The following is a 22,588-nucleotide window of genomic DNA, read 5'->3' on the forward strand; positions in this document are numbered from 1 at the left end:
ATGCAGACAAAAGTAGCAGCATACATCACATGTTATCAAGATCAAGAATCCGCCAATAGGTGTATTCAATCTATCGGATCTCAATCAGTTCAAGTTAAGACTATTTATATAGTAGATAATTCTAATCTGCCACTGCAATTGGATAATGAAAATGCTCAGTTGTTGATTCATCACTATCCTGATAATATCGGAATTGTTAGTGGGATGATAAAAGCTATTGAATGGGCGATCGCGGAAGGATATGACTTTCTATGGACATTTGATCAAGATAGTGTTCCCTCGCAAACCTGCTTGGAAATATTAATCGCTACATATAATGAAGCAACACAACAAAATAATTACAAAGTTGGTATTGTTGCTCCAACGCCTTCCGATCCTAGGACAGGTAAAATTATTGAAGGTGCAGTTTTTTGTTGTGACCGCTTTCGGGGAATTAAACATAATAATGATGTTGATTTTTATGAATGTGATTCACCTATAACATCAGGTTCATTAATTTCATTAGTTGCGGCTCAAGAGGTCTCTCCTCCTTGCATTGATTTGTTCATCGACGGTATTGACCTCGACTATGGATTTAGACTAAGACAAAAGGGATTTCATAATCTAATTTCCAGTAAAGCTACAATGCATCACAATTACGGGAATCCCATTAGAGTGAAATTCATGCATAAATTTCGTCAAGTTCAACAATATTCTGCTTTACGTCATTACTATATTTGCCGAAACCATACATATTTAGAGATACAATTTTCTCAAGGTTATTATCGTTTCACTAGTCTAATGCAGCGTTTGAAATACATGCTTATTAATATTCTTTGGATCATACTTTATGACTTTAGCGATAAGCAATTAAAAATATGGGCTTGCTTGTTAGGAACTTATCATGGACTATTAGGAAAACTTGGCAAAACTTGGTGATTCAATCAACGTTTTAAGTAGACATTAATATTATTAATTTAGTTGATTTTATTGGAGATTATATTTATCGGGAGCAATTTGTATGAATGTGGATTATTCAATTTAATAAAATGAAAACATTAGAGAAAGTAGGTATTGTTTTAGCTACATATAATCCTAATTTGGAATATTTTCAAAAACAGATTCAGTCAATCAAAAATCAAATTCATGAAAATTGGATCTGTCATATTGTTGATGACTTTTCTTCAATAGATTTACAAGAATCAATCAAGTTGATTGTTAGTGCTGATCCACGATTTGTTTGCCATTTTCATAATCAAAATCTTAATCATTATTATAATTTTGAACGTGGGTTAAAGTATTGTATTGAAGATGATTCAGTTACTGCTATATCTTTATCAGATCAAGATGATATTTGGCATCCTCAAAAACTATCTATATTATTAACAAAACTAAGAGAAAGACAAGCAGTTTTAGCTCATTCTGACTTGGAAATGATAGATTCTAAAGACCAAGTAATTAATCAATCAACTTGGGAGTTTGAAGGTCGGAATCCTGAAAAGCTATCAATAGATTTGCTGTTACTTTGTAATGTAGTAACTGGATGCTCCTTAATATTTTGTAAATCTATAGTAAACGATATACTCCCGTTTCCTGAACAAGATAAAATCTACTGGTATCATGATTGGTGGATCGCTTTAGTTGCAGCACAAAAAGGTAGAATAGAGCATATTCGTCAGCCTTTAGTTATGTATAGAATTCATGGCTTAAATAATGTAGGTGTAACTAAAGATTCTTCAAGACTTTATCGACAAGTAATACTTTTAATCAAAAAGAAATTTAAGCTTTCTCTTAATAGTTACTTAGTTAGAAGAGATTTTAGTAATGTGTTCTATCAAAGATTTAAAAAAGAGCTAGACATTGTAAATTGGAGTAATCCTTTTGAAGATAAAAATTTTGATCTTGGAATAAAAATAATTGAATTATTATATAGAAGTATATTGTCAGGATATAATGCTGAAGGTGTAGCTTTGAGAGTTTGGTTATTGAAAATTTTATTTGATTTGCAAAGGATGAAACAAATATTACTTAATAGATACTTAAAAACTACTAAGAATGGATAATCTATATGACTTCTAATTTTGTGTCAATTATTTTAGTTAACTTTAACGGAGAAGATGTTTTAGTTGACTGCCTAAGCTCTTTAGAAAAATTTATTCCTAAGCATAACGCTGAAATAATTGTTGTTGATAATAACTCTCAGGACAATAGTATCAATATTATTGAGAGTAAGTTTCCTGACATAAGATTAATTAAGTTGACTCAAAATCTTGGATTTGGAGCAGGAAATAATGCTGGAGCTAGAGAAGCTAAGGGAGATTTTTTGTTTTTATTGAACACTGATACAATAGTTACAAGTAATTTTCTGCCCCATCTATTAGAATTAATGTATTCAAATTTAGATGTAGGTATCATTGGTCCCAAACTAGTTTTTCCTGATGGAAAATTTCAGATTTCCTTCTCACCTGCAATTTGTTTTGCAGGGGAAATCAAAGCAAAAAAAATGCATAAAAGTTCTTATGATGAAAATAAATTAGACCTCATTGAAAAAGAATTTCAATCTATTAAAGTTGTAGATATTGTTGTTGGGGCAGCCTTTTTTATTCGGAAAGATTTGTTCGATTTATTAGGGGGATTTGATGAAAGATTTTTTATGTATTTTGAAGAATCTGATTTATGTAAAAGAGTCAGAGATAAAGGATATAAAGTTTTATATACTCCTCATATATCTATTATTCACTTGCGAGGACATTCCGTTAAAAAATCATCAAACAAGATGTCTTTAGAATATAGGAGGAGTCAAATTTATTACTACCATAAGCATTGCCAATCTTGGGAAATCTTATGTTTAAAAATATATTTGCTATTTAAATTTTTATACGAATATCTAAAATCACCCAACTTCTATAATCTAGAAATCATAAAATTAGTTTTTGTCTATAAATAACCTTGTCTGTATTAATTAACTATTCATTTTTATTAACTAAGCCTACAGGCACTACAATCTATGCGCTTAGTATTTTGCCTTTCCTGAAGAAGGTTGAGCCGATAATTTTAAGCTCACGATCTTTGCATAACTATAATTGCTATCAAACACCTGTTAGTCAAACAGCAGAACAAGGATTTAAAGGACATCTACGTCGTTTAATGTGGATACAATTTCAATTGCCAAAAATCTATAGAGAGCTAAAGTCACAACTTTTGTTTTCACCAATATCAGAAGCCCCATTATGGTCTCAATGTTCTACAGTGGTGATGGCTCATGATTTTATTCCTTTGAGATTTCCTAAACGCTTTTCTCCGCTTACACCCTATAACCAATATTATGTACCTCAGGTTTTATCTCAGGCACAACATATTGTTTGCAATTCCCAATCTACTGCTGACGATATTGTTAAGTTTTGCCATATCCCATCGCATAAAATTACGCCTATTCTTTTAGCGTATGATGCGAAGCATTTTCGAGAAATCGGAAACAAGACAGAATCTAGATCATTACATCCTTACTTTTTATATATTGGTAGGCATGATCCGTACAAAAACGTTAGTCGTTTAATTTCAGCTTTTGGAAGTTTACCATCACATCATGAATATCAACTTTGGCTGGCAGGACCTTCGGACGATCGCTACACACCAGCTTTAAAAAAACAAGTAAAAGAGATAGGTATTGCTGATCGAGTTAAATTTCTAGATTATGTACCTTATGACGATTTACCCAAAATTATTAATGGCGCGATCGCTTTAGTTTTTCCGTCACTTTGGGAAGGGTTTGGTTTACCCGTACTTGAAGCAATGGCTTGTGGGACTCCTGTAATTACATCTAATTTGTCATCTTTGCCCGAGGTTGCTGGAGATGCGGCGATCTTGATAGATCCTTATAATGTGGAAGAAATTGCTGATGCAATGCAGGCGATCGCTAGTGATTCAGGATTGAGAGCTACACTATCCGAGCTTGGTCTCGCTAGAGCTAGTTTGTTTAGTTGGGAGAAAACTGGAAAAGCAACTGTAGAGGTTTTACAAAGATTTTTGTAATGCTCTTGATGTAATCCTCTTAAATAGTGACTTCGGGAATATCGGCGATATTACTAGATGCAGAGTTAGTTAACATATCGCCCCGATCGCAGCGATCGCGAAACTCGCAATAGTTACATTCAGAACTATGCAGCGGTAATTTTGGATAATCAATCGCTTGGTTAATTTCTGCCAAAATTTGCTTTAACTTGATTTCTGTACTTATATAGTCATCCTGTGAGTAAGAAATAATCACGGATTCAGCCGTATTGGCAAACCAATAGGTCATTGATAATTGCTCAGGTGAGTAGTTAGTTGTTTTAGCGAGAAGATATAAGTAGAGGCGGGTTTGCCAATTGCTTTTTAGTTTTTCTGCAGCGATCGCTACTTGATGGGTTTTCCAGTCGAGGATTTGGGCTTGGAGATCTCCCAAAATCAAAAAGTCGTAAATTGCAGTTAAGACAAAATACCCTTGACCATGAACACTATTCTGACTATGATGCAGCGACATTTCGATTGGCATTCCCAATGTGCGTCGATGTTCACAAAGGCGATCGCCTGCGATCATCTCTGGAGGTTTCTGGTCAAAAGCCGATAGCCATAATTGCAACTTGGGGTCACTAGTTGCTAGTACTGCTACATCTAGCCCTAGCTCTTTTTGCTGCATTAGCAAGTGAAAATTAGAGCCTAACAGCAAATTTTCTTTGCTCTGCAAATCAGCTTCAGGTAAACTCAATTCCTCTAAAAAACTATATTGATATTTACGCTGACAAATTTCCCAAATATTGAGATGACCTTGTGAAATTGAAGTAATTGGCGGAATAGCTATCATTGCAGATTTGCGTTCTTGTAGTACGATATCGTCAAACGATCGCCATCAACCATGAATACACCCAAATGAATGCACCTGTCATTCCCGACTCCAATTCTTCGATGCGCCGATTTTTAAAAATCGTCAACCTGCGTCCAGATGAAGCTGAACGTACTTTGTTGATGTTTTTATTTTACGGTGCAACCTCGATTGGAGCGGTATGGCTTGAGTATTCTAGCTCTACCTTGTTTCTTCAAGCCTACTCGGCTGAAAATCTCACTTGGGTATATATTGCCACAGCTTTTGTGGTGACTGCTTTAGGCGTATTTTATTCATGGTTGCAGAAGATATTTCCTTTACGTTGGGTCATGCTAGGCATCTCCTGTATGCTGGCTCTGCCACTGCCTTTAGCATGGATGGGACTCATGCAAGAAGGCAAATCATTTATTTACTTGGCTGCCGTATTCGGAATTCGTCTATGGGTTGAGGGGATTTATGTACTTAGCAATATTAATAATGATATTGCGGCAAACCAGTTGTTTAATATTCGGGAAATTAAACGAGCTTTTCCCCTAATTAGTACAGGGATTATTGTTGCGGAAATAGTAGCGGGGTTTTCCTATCCACTGTTGGTAAGTTGGGGTGGGGCAACGAATATGACCCTTGCCACTTGTTTGATGTTAGCGATCGGATCTTGCGTACTGTTTTATTTAAGTACCCGCTATAAACAAGCTTTTCCTAACTCTGTCTATAACAGTGAAGAAGATCGCGAAATTTCTACTCGCACGCTAAAAGGTAACATCCGCAAGTATGTTTGGCTGTTGTTTGGCTTCTTTATTGCGGCTCAAGTTTTATTTTTCATGATTGAGTTTCAGTATCAGTCACAACTGGAAATTCATCTAAAAACAGAAGAAGCGATCGGTAGCTTTCTGGGGATTTTTGGCGGAATTATGGGGGTCTTTAAGCTTGCTCTCCAGCTTTTTGGCTCTAGTCGAATTATTGAAAGAATAGGTGTATTTTTTGCGGTTCTGATGCCACCTGTGGGCATCATCATTACAGGTACGATCGCAGGATTTGCTCCGTTTGGTTTATTGACAGGTTTTGTGGTGCTGAAATTCTTTGATGAATTATTTCGGTTCACCATTGTCGCAGCGACAGCACCCACACTCTTTCAGGCTGTACCAGACATATTTCGTAGCCAGATTCAGTCTTTTGTGAGAGGTATTGCCGATCCTTTGGCTACAGGTGGAGCAGGGGTATTAATTTGGGTTGTAAGTGAAGTTTTTAGACTTAATAATGTCAGTGCTGCTATTTCCGCTCATTGGTTTGCAGGGGTAATTGTTTTTGTTGCAATTGTTTGGGTAATAGTTATTTGGTTATTGCGACGGGGATATTTAGAGCTTTTAATCCAGAGCGTAGAACGTGGGCAATTGAGTTTGTTAACTGTCGATACTCGCGAAGTTCGTCGGGCAGTGTCGGAGTCGATGACTAGAGCCGAAACCCAGACTGAGCAATCAGTTTGTATTGATCTATTGACACAAATTGTACCGCAAGCTGTGGGCGAGACCCTTGCGCCAATGTTGTCGCAGATGACACCAGACTTACAGGCGCAAAGTATTGCCGCGATGCTGGAAAATCCTGAGTCTAAGTATCTGTCCTATATTCGCGAAGTGATGCAGTCTCCTAATGCATCGCCACAGGTACAAGCTCTATGCTTGCGCTATGTGTTGCTTGCCGATGAGAAGAATCGTGATATTGATGGGTTACGCAAATATTTGGGACCAGAGCAAAATCCAATTATTCGGGGTACTGCGGTGGCTTTGATGATGAGGCTTGGGGCTTCTTCACAGGTTGCTGAGGCAACTAATACTTTGCGGCATATGATTACCAGCTCATCACAACCTGAACGGGTGTTAGGTTGTCGGGCTTTAGCTGAAGCAGCTTTTATGCAGTCTCTACGCTTTTATGTTCCGCAGTTGTTGCAAGATCCATCGATTGAAGTGCGTTGTGCATTGCTAAGGGCGATCGCCGCGACGCGTGCTAGTGAATATTTCCCATCGATTATTCGGGGTTTGCATTATAAAGCAACGCGCAAAGCTGCGCATGAGGCTTTAGTAACCCTTGGAGATGACGCGATCCCATCTTTGCTAGAACTATCCTTTAGCGAACGCAGTCCAGACAATGTACGCATACTTGCATGGGACATTTTGGGTGAAATTGGCTCTCAGGCTTCCATTTCAGTACTAGCCAATAATTTGTCTAAATCTTGGGGTAAGCATCGACGACAAATTTTGCGTACTCTCATACGCATACCCCAAGAGCAAGGCATTGAAGCAATCCTTGAACTGATTGGGCGTAGTGGCATTGAGAAAATGGTGATTCAAGAGCTTGGGGTAATGACTGAGGCTTGGGCAGGGGTAGTCGATCTGTCTGTGGATCAAGTCTCCACCACAGAAGCGAGTTTATTGATCGATTCGTTGCAAAATGAAGCGCTCAGTAGCTTGGAACGAATTTTCTTGATGATGAAATTACTTTATTCAGCATCAGCAATTCAAGCGGCAGCTTTTAATATTCTGTCTGACTCTAAGAGCAGTCTCGCTCGCGGCATGGAAATCTTAGACAATACAGTGGACTTGAGTGTTAAACAAATTATCCTATCAGTGGTTGATAATCGCTCGATCGCTGATAAATTAAGTGTCCTTGCCAACATTCATACCTATCAGCCCCTATCACCGTCCAAACGGTTACAGCAGCTTGTGGATTTGCGCTATTGCCTATCAGACTGGACGTTAGCTTGCTGTTTTCATGTGGCGAGGACACAATACTGGAGCTTACCTGCGGAGGCGATGCTGAAATGTCTAGAACATCCCACAGGTTTTGTTAGGGAGTCGGTTATTTCCTATTTGCAGGTTGCTTCGCCGCGATCGCTGCTTAAAGTTTTGCCCCGTCTATTAAAGGATCGCGATTCTTTGGTGCTGGCTCAAGCAAGGGCTATTTCCTATTACTTTCAAAATAATGGCAAAAATATTCTAAATCTAAGTGATAATTTGCATGACAGTAATGATATAGATACTGAGATAAAAGCCAGAATGGGCGGCAAACCAAATGGGTATGGGGAGTCTTAGGCAATGTTAACCAGTATTGATCGATTGCTATTGGTGCGCGGAGTTCCAATTTTCAAGGAATTGCGCGATGACTTCTTGGTGCGCCTTGCTTCGATCATGAACGAGGTTTCCTATCCATCTGGCAAAATGATCTTTGCCCAAGGTCAAGAGGGGCGATCGCTATATATTGTGGTTGCGGGGCGAGTGCGGGTGCATTTGGGGGATAAGGATCTGGTTATTTTAGACAAGGGTAGTTGTTTTGGCGAGATGTCGCTGTTTGATGCAGAACCTCGATCGGCTTCGGTAACGGCTATTTCGAGTTGTGATTGTCTAGTGCTAACGCAGCAGCAGCTATATGAAGCGATCGATGAAACTCCTGATATTGCCGTAAATATTATTCGTTTGCTATCCCGTCGTATTCGCAGCCAAAATATTCAACTCAATGAGTTGCAAGCCGCTAACCCTAAATAAGAGAATAGCGGCGCGAAGCGCCGCCTCACACTATTTGAGAATGGCGACAGCTATAAAAAGCAATAGAGGTGCGTGGCGAAGCCACGCACCTCTATTGCTTTTTATCCATAGGGTCGTGGATAGGGTTTTAACATTGGTGAAGCACGATAGACTGGAAAAATTTGGACTGCTTGACCACCACGTTTAATCGGAATGTCTGCAATTTTTTCTAAAGATTGAAAGTAACCAGCATATTTATCTAAGGGTTGGGGAAATCTTTCATCTTTTAGAAATTGCTCTGAAGTGATGTAAAGCGAAGTCTTACCAACAAAATCTTCAGCTTTGCTCCAATAGGCAAACCCGCGCAAATCTTCATCAAAACAGGTAACTTTTTTGCCCAGTGGTTCGATCGCCATGCCCACTTGCCCTGCCACAAAGAAATTATTGCTAAATACAAAATCGGATTTTGCTAATTCTGCTTTTAGCATGGGTGAATCAACAAAGGCTTGGCGTAACTGTCCAATGTCAATCATCTGGGTAGAGGGATCATCTTTGGCTTCCCAGAAACCACCTGCGATCGCCGCATCCCCACCTTTCTGCGCGATCCCCAAATGCACATGCAGTAAGCCAATTAGCAACAGTGGCAGAATTACCACCCCCGATCCCCAAAGCCAATTGCGAATAAATTGAGGACGCTTTAACTGCACTTGAGCAGCCCGTTCGCCTAGTAAAAGTGTTGCCCCAAAAAATCCTGGCATATGCCATGAGGGCAAAATTTGAATAAATCCGCCCATAAAAGTAAATCCAAAGAAAATTGGTGCTGAAACGCAGAGAATTAGCAATCTTTTGTTACGCAGAATATCTTCGGCGATCGCTAATTCATGATTATTTTCTTCTGTCTTGTTTTGTCTTGTCGCAACTTGTATTAACTCCCCTACTGTCCGAAAACTTGTCCACCATAGGGGAAACCCAAACGTAGGAAACAGATAACCCAGCGCTAATAGAATGGTTACCAACAATCGCTCTAGGTTATAGCCCTGCGAAGGTACAGCCCGCCCACTCTGAAAGCGAAATGAGGCAAATTCATGTTGGGAATTCCAGATCAGCACGGGAGAAATGGTGATCGCAAATAAAGAGATCGCGGCTAAAGTCCAGATTGAGAACAACGCTACGCGATGACGACGGCTGAGCAAGCAAAATAGTACTAATCCGCCACCGAGAAGCACTCCATGATATTTACCTAGAAATGCTAAACCAACTAGCAACCCAATAATTGCAAGGCGATAGGTCGGTTTGTAATCATTAACTTGATTAGAAACTTGATCAGACGGAAAAAATTCTTCGGCAGCAACCCATAAGCAAGCTGACCAGAAAAACATCAAAGCATTATCGGGCAGAGTGAGAATCCCAAAGGCAATCTGGAAAATCGGAATTGTGGTCAAAATCGCCAGAGTTAAAGTGGCTGTGCGATCGCCAAACAGTTTACGACTAGCCAAATAGGAAAAGATTAATGTCCCTGTATAAAGTAAAACGCCCCCAATTCGTAGCGTCAAAGGCGTAACTGCACCCGTTAGCCAGATCCCAATTCCTGCGGTAAAAGCCACTAGTGGTGGATGATCGAAATAACTTAGGTTGAGATTTTGGGTATATAGGTAATAGTAAGCTTCGTCAAAGCCGATGTTGAGATAGATCGCGCATACAGCCCTAAACAGGAAACCCCACAATAATATGGCGATCGCCCACTTATGAATTTTCACTCTAAATTCCTTTAACTAATGTACGAATAATTTTAAACCGCTATAGTTATATTTCCAGCTTGGCTATTTGTCTTATCCACTCCCTCACGCACCTTGCCCAACTTGTCTCACCCATACTCACCGCCTCACTCAGCAAACCCTGCACCGCGATCGCCTTCACCAATGGCAAAGCGATCGAAGTCTCGCAAGACTGATACACACCATCTACCAACACCCAAAACGTCATTACTTTAAAGTCATAACGCCACACCTCAGGCACACCCAGCGCCGCATAGATTCCCATCCGATCCAGTGAACTGCTCGTACTGTCCACCTCGATGGCCAAATCTGGCGGCGGATCGACTAATAAAGTTATTGTTTCTTTACCACGCACCGCCGCCTCATTCTGGATGTAATAACACTCATCAGGCTCCAATCCCTTCCGTAAATCCTCACGGCTCCAAGTACAAGACCCCAAACTCGCGATCTCAATCCTTAACTCCTCTGTGATGATTTCCACCAACCGCCCTAACCATTTTTTGTAACGCTCATGAGGTGGTAGCGACAATCTAATCTCCAAAACTCCATTGTCATAGGTCAAACGTTTGCTAGGCTGCGCTCCCAAATCTCGTACCAAAGATTGATAGGTTTCCCAATGGATGCTCTTTAAAATTATGTGCTCCCTTGGGGGACTTATTACTGCGGTCATAACCTAACTCCCTTATCTCATCAGTTATTAACTAGTCTATTACCGAGTCGCTGTGCAATCGCAAATTCTCAACAATCACGTATGGAAATAAGAGGTAATGCATAATTCATGAAATGCTCCTACTGTGATTTGCTATATAATTCAGCATGATTACGCGAAATTTAGACGGAGTAGATCGAGATGCCGAGAGAACCCAGAAAGCCTAATGAATACATCGTGCATTTAAAGCTAGAAGGCGGACAGGAAGTCACCACAAAATTTACGACTATCGAAGAAGTTAAAACTTGGTATGCATCGCAATTCAAGGCAAAGGCAAATGAGGATGATCTTATGCCTATTCCTGTAAGGGCTGAATTAAACGAAATTTTGTTAGTCCGTCCTAAGCGTGTTATCGCCATTCATGTTGAGCCGATTTACTCTTCTAGTGTCGAAATGTTTGCATAAAATTTTGCATATAGCTGTCGCCAAGTGTATGAGGACATAAAACCCAAGAAGAGAATGGCGGCGCTTCGCGCCGCCATTCTCTTCTTGGGTTTTGCTTTTGTCCTAACACAATCGACGGCAGCTATAAAATTAAAAGGGGCGCAATACGTCCCTTTTAATTTTATGTGACTAAATTTCAATGCTTTTACACCAAGTTTCTGGGCGATCGCGTTTAGGGCTAGCGCTATCGTTGCTCACAGTTTTGTTATGGGGATTTTTGGCGATCGCTCTTAAGATTGTCCTCCAAGAGCTAGATCCCTTTACCGTTACTTGGTTTCGCTTTACTGTTTCAGGGCTTGTTCTGGGACTATACCTAGCGCTACGCCAGCAACTCCCAACATGGCAAAAATTGCAGAAAGTTTCCTTACCATTATTTTTAGTAGCCGTTGGTGGACTTTCGCTCAACTATATTTTGTTTTTAATCGGTGTAGGCAAAACCTCAGCCAATAATGCTCAAGTAATCACCCAAATCGCACCTGTGATGATGGGAATGGCTTCATTGGTCATTTTCAAAGAAAAATACAACTATCGCCAATGGGGTGGAGTGGCAATTCTCGTTTGTGGACTTTTACTGTTTTCCCATGATCAAGTGCGATCGCTCATTACTACCCTCGACACATATCTGTGGGGCAATACGCTTCTAGTCCTAGGAGCGATCGTTTGGGCTTTCTATGGGCTTGCCCAAAAGCAACTATTACTCAATCTGCCTTCAACTTCCGTGTTGTTATGTCTATATCTCAGTGCCTCTATACTATTTGCTCCAATGGCTCATCCCCATAGACTTTTGACTCTATCTGGATTACCCTTAATAGCTCTTATATTTTGCGCTTTCAATACTTTGATTGCCTATGGTGCATTTGCGGCAGCGCTCGAACATTGGGAAGCCTCGCGGGTCAGTGCGGTAATTACTCTTGCACCCCTTGTGACTCTAGCTGCCTCGGCAATCTTGCCCCATTTTGTACCACAATTTTTACCACCATCACCTTTGAGTTTATTGGGCTATACAGGAGCGATCGCCGTGGTAATTGGCTCGATGATTATTTCTTTAGGTTCGACTTCTAAAACTTAAAGAGACGCAATGCGTCTCTTTAAGTTCTTTGTTAATTTACTCGTTAATTTTAAAAGAACCGAGAAAGCGATCGACATCAGTATTAGAGAATTTGGTTGCGGGAGCCAATACAAACATTTGATAGAAACGACGATTGTCATTAAGGCAAATACGCCCTTTGAACAAAGCATCAATAACCTGTATCTTTCCACTAGCTTCAAAATCAAGGCATGAAGCCTTCCCAAGCTTGGACTCCTTTGAAGATTTGACTTTACCTTTCAAACTATCCACAATGCCTTTCATTGCCTCATTCAATCGCGGCTGGATCTCTGAATCAGGAAACTTTTCTGGAAAATCAGCATAGCTAGCAAAGTAAGCCGAGTCATTAAATTCAGAAACTGCCATGTTCATCTTGACTGTAGCAATTTCAGTTTTTTTCTCCTCAGATCTCTCTTCTGGCTTGTTAGGCATCTGTACGCTGAACTTTCCAGCCTCAGAGGTGTAGTCTTGCCAAGTATTTGAACTTTTTATTGGTTTAGTTATGCTAGGAGCTTCACTAGTTGGAGCAGATGGAGGAGTACAAGCGCTTAGAGCCAATAAAACTAAGCCAGCAGCAAAAGAGGCAGATTTTTTCATACTTAATTCAATGCTTCACTTTGTAATATTGATGAAAGCATAAAGCTGACAGATTACACAACACCGAAAAAACAAAATCTAAGAATTGAGGAGAGCTGCTTCGCAAATCTCCTCAATTCTTAGGTTGTAAGATAAAAGTTGGTCTATGGGACATTTTCACTAAGTGATTAAAAAAGTTTTGAAAAAGGTTGCGCGATTGTCACATATATACGCTATAGTTATTAACGCTGAAGTCATTGACACAGTAAAACAACTACATTCCTCAGTAGCTCAGCGGTAGAGCAATCGGCTGTTAACCGATCGGTCGCAGGTTCGAATCCCGCCTGGGGAGTTAACAAAAAAGAGGTAAGCAATACTTACCTCTTTTTTGTGCTTAATCTAAAATTGGATATAAAGCTATACCAAATCACAAGAGTTTGGCTACACTTTTGTGATTTGCAAACTAAACCTAACGTGAATCGATATAGCCATTTACGACGTGCTTCACACGATGTAAATAGCGAAAAATGATAAGAAGCACTAAGTGATTCTTATCATTTTTCGCTTTCATCAAACTGACGTGAAATCCAGTAAGAATTTTAGAAGCACAAAATGGTATAGCCATTTTGTGCTTTGGTACTAGATATTTGATTGAATCCATTGAGTAGCTCTTTCGCTATCTAAAGGATGTGAAATAAAGAAGCCTTGCACTTCAATACTACTGCCACCTAACCCTTCAAAATAATCTAACTCTTGAGCAGTTTCTACACCTTCAACGACGATTCCCATGCCCAGATTGTTTGCTAATCGCAAAATTGACTGAATAATTCTTTGGCTTTTAACATCACTAGAAACTTTGCTTGTAAAGCTACGATCTATTTTTAAAACGTCGATTGGCAGATTTTGTAAATAGCTGAATGAAGAATAACCAGTACCAAAATCGTCAATATATACCTGAACCCCAATTTCTCGAAGCTGCTCCAGTTTTTGGGAAGAAATTTCGATATTATCCATCAAAATTGTTTCGGTAATTTCCAGTTTAATTAAGCTAGGTAAAACTTGATTAGCTACGATAATTTCTTGAATCCGTTCTACAAAATCTGGTTGTATAACTTGAATTGTAGAAACATTAATTCCTAGGGTGAGTAATAGGGTATCAGAAAATTCTTGCTGCCATTGACGTAACTGTCTACAAGCTGTTTCAAGAACCCAATAACCAATCTGAATAATTTCTCCAGTTTCTTCTGCAATTGGTAAAAACTCCTGTGGAGAAATCAGCCCTTGTAATGGATGCATCCAACGCAGTAAAACTTCAAATCCCGTTAACTTATGCTGATGTAATGAAACTATTGGCTGATAGGTTAGATAAAACTCTTCATGGATGATCGCTTGACGCAAATCAGATTCTAGTTGCCAGCGTATTTTCGCACCTTGATTCATTGTATTTCTAAACAATGCCTGCTTCCCTCGACCAAGGTTACGAGCATGATGCATAGCAATATGAGCATCTCGCAAAATTTCATTTGCATAGATATAGTCAACATCACTAATAGCTATACCAATACTGACAGAGATAAAAAATTGATTGTCATCAATCAGAAATGGTTGTTTAATACTTGCAGAAATTTGATCAGCTAAGTCAACAACAAAATTTTCACCGCCAAGATTATCTCTATCAATATTCTCAACTAAAAGCGCAAACTCATCACTATCAATTTTAGCGATAGTGATATTGGCATTACGATATGTAATTAGACGCTTACTGATTTCTTGTAACAACTGATTGCCAATTGAGACACCAAAATCATCATTAATTGACTTGAAGCGATCGCAATCTATAGATAGAACTGCAAAGTTACGAGTAGAGTCAGTTTGTAATTTTGCAAATGCCAGATCTAGAGACTCCATTAATGAGTTTCGATTTGGTAACCCTGTTAATAGGTCATGAAGCTGATTATGATGTAGTTTGGCAATTATTTGATCTCTCTCAAGTCTAATTTCATTAGACTTGGCAAGTAATTGTATTTGATGAATAGAAATTGCTAGTTGAGTTCCTAGCTTTTCAAGTATTTCGATCTCCCAACTATGCCAATAGCGTGGGCTATTATATTGATGAACTATTAAAAATCCCCATAGTTTATTGCCTTTAGGAATAGCAATGACAATTGTTGAATGGATACCTAAAGGAGAAAGTGATGTTAAAACTTGGGGATCAACATCATCATCGTGAATATTGGAAATAACCTGACTAATACATTTTTGAAAACTTTCTAGCCATTGGGAATCAGTATAGATTGATGGGAGTGATTGCCCCTGAAGTGAGTATCGAGGATTACTAACAACCTCGTATTGGACTGGCTGTATATCTTCATCTTGATTGGTTAGTTGATAAACAATAACTTGATCGCTTTGTAATAACTGATATGTTTCTAAAACAACAGAATCAAGCAACTCATCAAGATTTATTGCATGTCTCAGACGAGCAAAAATTAAGGCTAATAAGGTATAACTCTCGTCTTCATATTCATTGTTTAATTCTATGCTGAGGATCGACTGATTAAGTTCTTTGATTTTTTGTCTAAGACTAGCTGTCTCTATATCTAAGTTGTTAAAATAATTAGCTAAATTTGCACTAAGAGATTTAATATTTTGTAAATCATCTTGCTGCTGTTTAGTTAACAATTCAGATTCGCTAACGCGATTTACACAACTTAACAATTCCAATAATGTCTCAGAGAAAAGTTCTCGCATATTTTCAAAAGAAGCTTGCAGGGATAATTTTTAAAATTAAACTATATCTTTCTTAAAACGGATAAAAACTTAGTAGATAGTTAAAAAACTAGAGAGATTACTAAGTATCTCTCTAATTTTTTTATGAAGTTGTATCTTTAGGCAATTCAGCAAATTTCTCGGTAAATATCTCTAATTCTATATTTGGGTCATTACGTAAGCTTAGCGATCGCTTGACACGTCCTAAATATAGTGGTTTGGATACTCCTTCGCGCACATGAACAACTGTTCTGGCATAGATGGTTAACTGTGACTCACCTTGACCATTGCGCCCCGAAGAAAATAAGTTGCTACTAGCTTGTTTTAAAGTTGACTCAAGTTGTTCAGGGGTAATCGTTGGCGCAACGGCGATCGTTGCTTGTGGACCAAAGCGATCATAAACAAGCTTAAATGGGACAGCTCCTTCAATAGATGAGCGGGTAATTGGTTCAAAGCTAAGAGAAAAAAGTCCTACAACCAAGACAACTGAAAATAGAGTTGCACCTACCATTCGATAGCGCCAACTCCAATTAAATGCCAAAGCTAGTCCTGTAATTAAGGCGCAAACTAAGACAAATATGCCCATTGCTTGGGCGAGTTGACCAAATAAAGCAGGCGTTAGCGACATAAATTAATTTTTTGTAAATTGTTAAATAACTACTCACCTCATTTTATAGCGCTTTGCTCTGCAAAAGCCGCGAAAAGTACTGATCAACTTAAAAAGGAGAGATTAGCAGTGCTTAGTGCTGCAAGTTTTAATAATGCGGTGTAATTCTCAATGATTGTTATATATTTACTTTAACTTTTAGAAATTTAATAGAAGAGATCACCCACTAATGGATGTACTTAATAGGAATTGCAGCAAAAAGTTAATGTCACTATTAGCGATCGCTCTGGTGACATTAGCACTACTCACAAAACCTGTTTTAGCCGCAGACTCACCCCATTGGAGCTATGGTGGTGCTGCAAATCCTACTCAATGGGGGAAACTCAGCAACGATTTTACAATGTGTGAATTGGGTAAAGATCAATCTCCGATTAATATTAAAAATGCGATAGAAACTAGTCCTGCAAAAATCAATTTTGACTATAAACCTTCTCCTTTGAGTATTGTTAACAATGGTCATACTATTCAAGTGAACTATGCTCAGGGTAGTACTGTGAGTATTAATGGTGAGCAATACTCATTACTTCAGTTTCATTTCCATACTCCAAGTGAGCATGAAATTAACGATCGCGCCTCAGCAATGGAACTGCATCTTGTCCATCGTAATGAGACAGGAAAACTTGCGGTGGTTGGAATTATGCTCAATGAAGGTAAGTCAAATCCTCTAATCGCCGAAATTTGGGAGCAGATTCCTGATGTTGGCGAAACTAAAACGGTTAGCGATCACTTTGTTAATGCAGCTAATCTCTTACCTAGCAACAAGGCTTATTACAGTTACAAGGGATCTCTTACCACACCACCATGCAGTGAAGATGTAAGTTGGAATATCTTTGTGGAACCAATCACTGTTTCAGCAGAACAGATCGAAACATTTACTAAAATCTATCAAGTTGATGCGCGTCCCCTTCAGCCCATTAATAGTAGAACTGTACAGTTACATCGTTAACCAAAAGAAGAGGTGGTAGCCACCTCTTCTTTTGGAGTTTCCAAAAATCTCTTGTAGTTCGTTTGATCGGTAATTGCTGTAGGATCAAGGGTATTAAAGGAATCATTACTTTTAAGAATCTAAATCAATGAATGCGAATCAATGGCAATGGCGAGACAACGTACTAACTTGCGATCTATTGGCTGACTGGCGACATGGTTTTTTTACGCGATCGCACGCTCCTCAATTACCAACCGATTTGCATAATCATTTGGTCACATCAGGCAAAGCTTATCGGGCAAAACAAGTGCATGGCAATCGCTTAATACATGCCGATGAAATCGAAACTGCACCAAATACAAATTTGCCTGAAGCCGATGGGGTATGGGCTACACGCAATGGTAATAGTCGGTCTGTGTGGGTATGTACTGCTGATTGTGTACCTGTATTAATTGGCGATCGCAAGCTAGGCTCAATTGCTGCTGTCCATGCAGGATGGCGCGGCACTGCTGCGGGGATCGTAACTAAAGCGATCGCGACATTATGCGATCAAGGTAGTGAACTAGAGGATTTGCGTGTGGCGCTTGGTCCAGCAATTTCGGGTCATGTCTATCAAGTATCGCAAGATGTGGCGCAACAGGTTACAGCTACGATTAGTCAATCAGTGGGAGTACAACCTGATGAGCATCCAGAAAGAGTCAAGCTTGATTTACGTCAAGTCCAAGCGCAACAGCTTCAAGAACTAGGAATGCCAGCGAAAAATATGGCGATCGCACCTTACTGCACTTTGCAACATGAGGAAATCTTCTTTTCCTATAGACGTTATTTTTTAAATAACCCCAATCCTCTTCCTAGAGCGCCACAAGTGCAGTGGTCAGGAATTGCGATCGCTTAAATCTTCAGTATTGTTATTCTCATTTAAGGGAGTTCCGTCTAAAAGTGCTTCTAGATCTGCAAACTCATCTATTTCAGTAACAATTTCCGAAGGACTTTCTTGAGGTTTCTCTTTTTCTTGGTTAACTTTATCTGCGTTATTCAATTGTTCTAGTCTTGCGAAAAATTTATCAACCAAAAATTCTTGAACTAAGTACTTAGCATCTTGAATTTTCTGGTCATTACTTGCTATCTCATCAGTACTTTCCTCACCAACTTGATTTTCTATTGCTGGTAGATTTTCGGTAAAAGATTCTATGTTTTCTTGAGCGATCGTTTCTTGGTTGGGGTCAAAAACTATTGATGGATCAATTGGTTCAGCATTTTCCTCATCTAAAGATTCGCTATTGACTAGGCTCTGGTCAACATTACTTTCAATATCTAATTCTGGTGTTGCTTCAATAATCTGCACAGTTTCTAGACTATTGTCAACATCCTCAGATTCTTCGTCATTATCTTCTAAGTATTCTTTGAGAATATTCTCAACATAAGCATTAAAAGCAATTAGCTCATCTAATTCATCATCAAAATCTTGAGTTTCGCTGTCAATGCTTTCTAACTCTGACCCAGTGGGCGCAGCGATCGCTTCTATATTATTCTCTTGTTCAAGCTCATTAATAATCTCTGGCTCAGGTTCCAAAACTTCTGGAATGCTTGCAGGAAGATCAGCTCGCTTGATCGATTTACCAAAACCAAGTTTTTTAGTTGAAACTCCCGTTTTACGCAATTTTTTTAAAAAGTCTATCCCTCTTTTGTCATCATTTGCTGCGGCTGTATTATCAACTACCTCAACGTCTGAATCTTCGACAGTTTCAATGGATTCTAGTTCTTCCTCTGCAAGCTGTTCATCTAGGAAGGTATCAGTTGGATCTAGACTAGCGTCAGCCTGTTCAGTTTCTTCAAGGTTTGCCTCTGAGCTAGAATCTGGAATTCCTAAAAAAGTCAGATCAGGATCTTCATCAGTCTCAAAGGGAACTAATTCGTCAGTTTCTTCAACAATGTTCTTAATCTCAGGATCTTCAATTGTGGACTCAGATGCAGTATCAGCAATCTCTAAACCTGTTTCAACAGGAGCCGCTTGGTCAATGAAATCATCGGAGGCAAAAGGATTTAACTCTTCAGGTTCTTGAGTAATTTCTTGATCTAGTTCTTGATTTAAAACTGACTCGATTTGAGATTCTTCAAAAATCTGTTCAGTTTCAGGCTCAGCAATCGATTCGATTACAGATTCTTCAGCAGCGATCGCACTAATTTCTAATTCTTCACATTCTTCAATAAAATCATTATCTAAACTCACATCAGCAACTTCTAAAACAGGATCATTTTCAGAGGTCACAGATTCCTCAACTTCGGTCTCTGCGATCGCTTCTGGAACATCTAAAAATGTCTCGGCTTCAGATTCTTCAAAGACATCAATAGGGGCTACTTGTTCAGGTTCTTGAACTATCTCTAGATCTAATTCTTGATTTAAAACTGACTCGATTTGAGATTCTTCAAAAATCTGTTCAGTTTCAGGCTCAGCAATCGATTCGATTACAGATTCTTCGGCAACGATCGCACTAATTTCTAATTCTTCAGATTCTTCAACAAGCTGATCATCTGAGCTAATATCAGCAAATTCTAAAACAGTCTCATTTTCAAAGGTTGTAGATTCCTCAATCTGAGTCCCTGAGATCGCTTCTGGCTTATCTAAAAATGTCTCGATTCCAGATTCTTCAAAAGATTCTTCAAAGACTTCAATAGGAGCTACTTGTTCAGGCTCTCGAACAATCTCTGGATCTAATTCTTGATGTAAAACTGACTGAATTTGAGTTTCTTCAAAAATCTGCTCAATTTCAGGCTCAGCAATTGATTCAATTACAGATTCTTCAGCAACAATCGCACTGATTTCTAATTCTTCAGATTCTTCAATACAATCATTGTCTAGGCTAAAATTAGCAACTTCTAAAACAGGCTCATTTGCAAAGTTTGGGGATTCCTCAATCTGAGTCTCTGCGATCGCATCTGGAATATCTAAAAATGTCTCAACCTGCTCAGTCTCAGGCTCGGTAATTGTTTCAAGTACGGATTCCTCAGCAACGATCTCACTGACCTCTAATTCGTCAACTTCTTCAACAGGCTGAGCATCTGGGCTAACATCAGCAACTTCAGATTCTTGAACAATCTCTTCGTCTAAAATTGTTTCGATCTGAGGTTCTAAAACTATCTCGGTAGATTCAAAAGCCAATGCAGTCTCAACAGGTTCTGAGATCGCTTCTTCTATAGTGCTAGCGAGCGTCGCATTCTCAGAAATATTTTCAACAAGAGTATTAATTTCTGGATCTACTTCAGATATGACTTCTGAAGCAATATTGCTAGACTCTGTTTCTTCAGTCTCTTGCTCTTGAGATTCTTGGGATTCTTGTACAACTGGAGACTGATCAGCCACCTCATCAGCAATCTTGCCTTGAGGTAAATCATTTGTGACTTCTCCTATTTCCTCTTCTTCAAAAAACTTTAATAACTGAGGCGATCGCCAACCAATAGTTGTAAAGCTATTTTTGATTTTCTCAACGGCAAAGGGTTGTAAACCTTTGAGATCTGGCTCAGCCGTTAACTTAATTCGCAAAGCTGATATTCCCGCTTGCACCAAAATATTACTCAATAAGAAGAAAATCTCAGCCCAAATAATCCCAAATAAGCGCAAACTGGCAGGAAATGGCGCAATGACTTGAGCTAATGGTGCAGCTAGATAGAGCTTGCAAAATATGGCACTCATAGCGATCGCAACTACTGCTGCAATCCATCCCGTTAGATACCAACCATTGCGCTGTTGCTTAACTAGCGTCAGGATTTGACGCTCTGACTCACTTAGGCTCTCACTTGGCTTAGCGACAAACCATAGACTAAACGGAGAGATGGGCTGTTGCCAATGTACCCAAGCCACTAAGGTGATCGCAGGAAATCCTAGTAGAAATATCTCAAACCACGCAGGGAAGACAGGATCACCCACCGCTAAGCCAGCCATACTTAGCGCCAATAACCAAGGCACACCTGCAAGTAAAGCGATATTTCCCCAGATAAAAGGATGATTACTTAGAGAAATATTGCTGGTTGGGTTAGTGGAAGGTGATGATGTCGTCATATAGTCTTCAGAAATGATTGCGAGATCTTTGAAGGTCATGAGAGTTGAGTGCAACTCTCATGACGAGAATTTTTATCCTAAACCTGTGGTTAAACGTGTCCAGAAACCTTCATATATTTGCAGAACTTCAGGATCAAGCTTGGCAATGCGATCGCTTCTGGCAGTAATCGCTTCCGATGGTTCTAGAGCCTTGATCGCTTTTAGGTCATCAGGAATCATTGTTTTTGCCAATTTATTAGTCGTACCAAAACTATTCGCGTCGCTAATTTTAGCCGCAACTTCAGGACGCATTACATAATTGATCCATTCATGAGCGCCTTCGATATTTGATGCCCCTCTGGGGATAGCCATGGTATCTGTCCATATTGACGTACCGTTATTGGGCAGTAAATATTTAATATTGGGATCTTGTCTTGCTAAGCTAATCGCATCACCCGAAAAAGCCATGCACATCATCAGATCGCCTGAAGCAAGGGGGTCGCGCCATGCGTCAGTGGTGAAGTTGGCGATCGCAGGCATCAATTCCTTAAGTTTTTGGAAAGCTTGCTCAATCTTTTCAGTTTCTTTGGTGTTGTAAGAATGACCAAGAATATGTAAAGCCATGCCGATCACTTCACGCGGATCATTAACAAGGGTAATTCGTAGTTTTTCTTTGTGTTCCCATAGATAACTCCAGTCCATCGGCTCCTCCCCAATCACCGACTTAACCGCTTCGACATTATAGGCAATCCCTGTTGTCCCCAGACTTACAGGAATACTAAATATTGAGCCGCGATCGTGGGGCAGTTCTAAATAATTGGGTGCGATATTTTTGATATTGGGTAATAACTTTTTATTCAAAGGTGCAAGCAGCTTTAAATCCCGCATCTGCGTCACCATATAATCGCTAGGATAAATGACGCTATACCCCGATCGCCCACCAGAAGCCTCTAACTTGGCAAGCATAACTTCATTAGAGTCATAGGCATCTCCAACAACTTTAATCCCAGTTTCCTTTGTGAATTCCTCTAAAACCTCTTGGTTGTTAATGTAGGTAGCCCAACCATAGATATAGAGGGTGCGTTTGTCCTGAGTCACTGGGCGCTTCACATCCTCTTCACCAGCTTCAGTTTCTTGTGGTCCCTTCTCAAAAATGCCACAGGCAGCAAGGGTTGAAGCACTAGCCATCGCCGATGCAGCATAGGCTGTTTGTCTAAGAAATTTTCGCCGAGAGATATGCATAGA

The 22,588-nt window shown here is 39.5% G+C and carries 18 protein-coding genes and 1 tRNA gene; 11 read left to right on the forward strand and 8 right to left on the reverse strand.

The features are described 5' to 3' along the window. The 4 genes from ABM313_RS08230 (at nucleotide 1) to ABM313_RS08245 (ending at nucleotide 4,011) form a co-directional block, all read left to right on the forward strand. Nucleotides 1-918, forward strand: coding sequence for a glycosyltransferase family 2 protein (locus ABM313_RS08230; protein ID WP_434687183.1), 918 nt, complete (start codon nucleotides 1-3; stop codon nucleotides 916-918). Nucleotides 919-1,004: 86 nt separating this feature from the next. After that, nucleotides 1,005-2,042, forward strand: a complete 1,038-nt coding sequence (locus tag ABM313_RS08235; RefSeq protein ID WP_434687185.1) for a glycosyltransferase — start codon at nucleotides 1,005-1,007, stop codon at nucleotides 2,040-2,042. A gap of 5 nt (nucleotides 2,043-2,047) precedes the next feature. Further along, the gene (locus tag ABM313_RS08240) at nucleotides 2,048-2,926 is read left to right on the forward strand and encodes a glycosyltransferase family 2 protein (RefSeq protein WP_434687187.1); all 879 of its coding nucleotides are present in this window, start codon (nucleotides 2,048-2,050) and stop codon (nucleotides 2,924-2,926) included. Between the two features lie 2 nt (nucleotides 2,927-2,928). Then, a complete protein-coding gene (locus ABM313_RS08245) occupies nucleotides 2,929-4,011 on the forward strand; it encodes a glycosyltransferase family 4 protein (RefSeq protein ID WP_434687189.1) in 1,083 nt (360 codons plus the stop codon). 19 nt (nucleotides 4,012-4,030) lie between these two features. Here the strand turns inward: ABM313_RS08245 and ABM313_RS08250 are convergent, their stop codons facing one another. Next, nucleotides 4,031-4,822, reverse strand: a complete 792-nt coding sequence (locus ABM313_RS08250; RefSeq protein ID WP_434687191.1) for a PD-(D/E)XK nuclease family protein — start codon at nucleotides 4,820-4,822, stop codon at nucleotides 4,031-4,033. Between ABM313_RS08250 and ABM313_RS08255 the strand changes: the two genes are divergently transcribed. Next, nucleotides 4,822-7,926 carry a hypothetical protein gene (locus ABM313_RS08255; RefSeq protein WP_434687193.1) on the forward strand — a complete coding sequence of 1,035 codons (3,105 nt, stop codon included), beginning with the start codon at nucleotides 4,822-4,824 and terminating at the stop codon, nucleotides 7,924-7,926. The genes ABM313_RS08250 and ABM313_RS08255 overlap by 1 nt on opposite strands. Before the next feature lie 3 nt (nucleotides 7,927-7,929). Then, nucleotides 7,930-8,376: a Crp/Fnr family transcriptional regulator gene (locus ABM313_RS08260; RefSeq protein ID WP_323259212.1), complete on the forward strand. Its 447-nt coding sequence runs from the start codon at nucleotides 7,930-7,932 to the stop codon at nucleotides 8,374-8,376. A gap of 101 nt (nucleotides 8,377-8,477) precedes the next feature. On the opposite strand, the gene ABM313_RS08265 is transcribed toward ABM313_RS08260, so the two are convergent. Beyond that, nucleotides 8,478-10,112 (reverse strand): ArnT family glycosyltransferase, encoded by a 1,635-nt coding sequence (locus ABM313_RS08265; RefSeq protein WP_434687195.1) that lies wholly within the window; start codon nucleotides 10,110-10,112, stop codon nucleotides 8,478-8,480. Between the two features lie 46 nt (nucleotides 10,113-10,158). Further along, a complete protein-coding gene (locus ABM313_RS08270) occupies nucleotides 10,159-10,800 on the reverse strand; it encodes a Uma2 family endonuclease (RefSeq protein WP_434687196.1) in 642 nt (213 codons plus the stop codon). Nucleotides 10,801-10,980: 180 nt separating this feature from the next. Here ABM313_RS08270 and ABM313_RS08275 point away from each other — a divergent pair, with 180 nt between their 5' ends. Continuing rightward, nucleotides 10,981-11,244, forward strand: coding sequence for a hypothetical protein (locus ABM313_RS08275; protein WP_094535344.1), 264 nt, complete (start codon nucleotides 10,981-10,983; stop codon nucleotides 11,242-11,244). 178 nt (nucleotides 11,245-11,422) lie between these two features. Beyond that, nucleotides 11,423-12,352, forward strand: a complete 930-nt coding sequence (locus ABM313_RS08280; protein WP_434687198.1) for a DMT family transporter — start codon at nucleotides 11,423-11,425, stop codon at nucleotides 12,350-12,352. Nucleotides 12,353-12,388: 36 nt separating this feature from the next. Here ABM313_RS08280 and ABM313_RS08285 read toward each other — a convergent pair whose 3' ends face one another. Continuing rightward, a complete protein-coding gene (locus ABM313_RS08285) occupies nucleotides 12,389-12,967 on the reverse strand; it encodes a hypothetical protein (RefSeq protein ID WP_434687199.1) in 579 nt (192 codons plus the stop codon). 259 nt (nucleotides 12,968-13,226) lie between these two features. Between ABM313_RS08285 and ABM313_RS08290 the strand changes: the two genes are divergently transcribed. Next, nucleotides 13,227-13,298, forward strand: a tRNA-Asn gene (locus ABM313_RS08290). A 287-nt stretch (nucleotides 13,299-13,585) separates the two neighbouring features. Here ABM313_RS08290 and ABM313_RS08295 read toward each other — a convergent pair. Next, nucleotides 13,586-15,697 (reverse strand): putative bifunctional diguanylate cyclase/phosphodiesterase, encoded by a 2,112-nt coding sequence (locus tag ABM313_RS08295; RefSeq protein ID WP_434687201.1) that lies wholly within the window; start codon nucleotides 15,695-15,697, stop codon nucleotides 13,586-13,588. A 121-nt stretch (nucleotides 15,698-15,818) separates the two neighbouring features. Then, complete coding sequence (locus ABM313_RS08300) at nucleotides 15,819-16,343, reverse strand: Ycf51 family protein (protein WP_434687203.1); 525 nt, start codon at nucleotides 16,341-16,343, stop codon at nucleotides 15,819-15,821. A gap of 208 nt (nucleotides 16,344-16,551) precedes the next feature. Here ABM313_RS08300 and ABM313_RS08305 point away from each other — a divergent pair, with 208 nt between their 5' ends. After that, nucleotides 16,552-17,328, forward strand: a complete 777-nt coding sequence (locus ABM313_RS08305) for a carbonic anhydrase (RefSeq protein WP_434687204.1) — start codon at nucleotides 16,552-16,554, stop codon at nucleotides 17,326-17,328. Between the two features lie 127 nt (nucleotides 17,329-17,455). Further along, nucleotides 17,456-18,202: a peptidoglycan editing factor PgeF gene (pgeF, locus tag ABM313_RS08310; RefSeq protein WP_434687205.1), complete on the forward strand. Its 747-nt coding sequence runs from the start codon at nucleotides 17,456-17,458 to the stop codon at nucleotides 18,200-18,202. Here pgeF and ABM313_RS08315 read toward each other — a convergent pair. After that, on the reverse strand, nucleotides 18,182-21,403 hold the full coding sequence (locus tag ABM313_RS08315; protein WP_434687207.1) for a low-complexity tail membrane protein: 3,222 nt from the start codon (nucleotides 21,401-21,403) through the stop codon (nucleotides 18,182-18,184). The two genes, pgeF and ABM313_RS08315, sit on opposite strands and share 21 nt — an antisense overlap. A 33-nt stretch (nucleotides 21,404-21,436) precedes the next feature. Continuing rightward, nucleotides 21,437-22,585, reverse strand: a complete 1,149-nt coding sequence (locus ABM313_RS08320) for an ABC transporter substrate-binding protein (RefSeq protein ID WP_434687209.1) — start codon at nucleotides 22,583-22,585, stop codon at nucleotides 21,437-21,439. Nucleotides 22,586-22,588: the final 3 nt, after the last annotated feature.

This window comes from Pseudanabaena minima str. Chao 2107, assembly GCF_051131155.1.
GTDB lineage: Bacteria > Cyanobacteriota > Cyanobacteriia > Pseudanabaenales > Pseudanabaenaceae > Pseudanabaena > Pseudanabaena minima.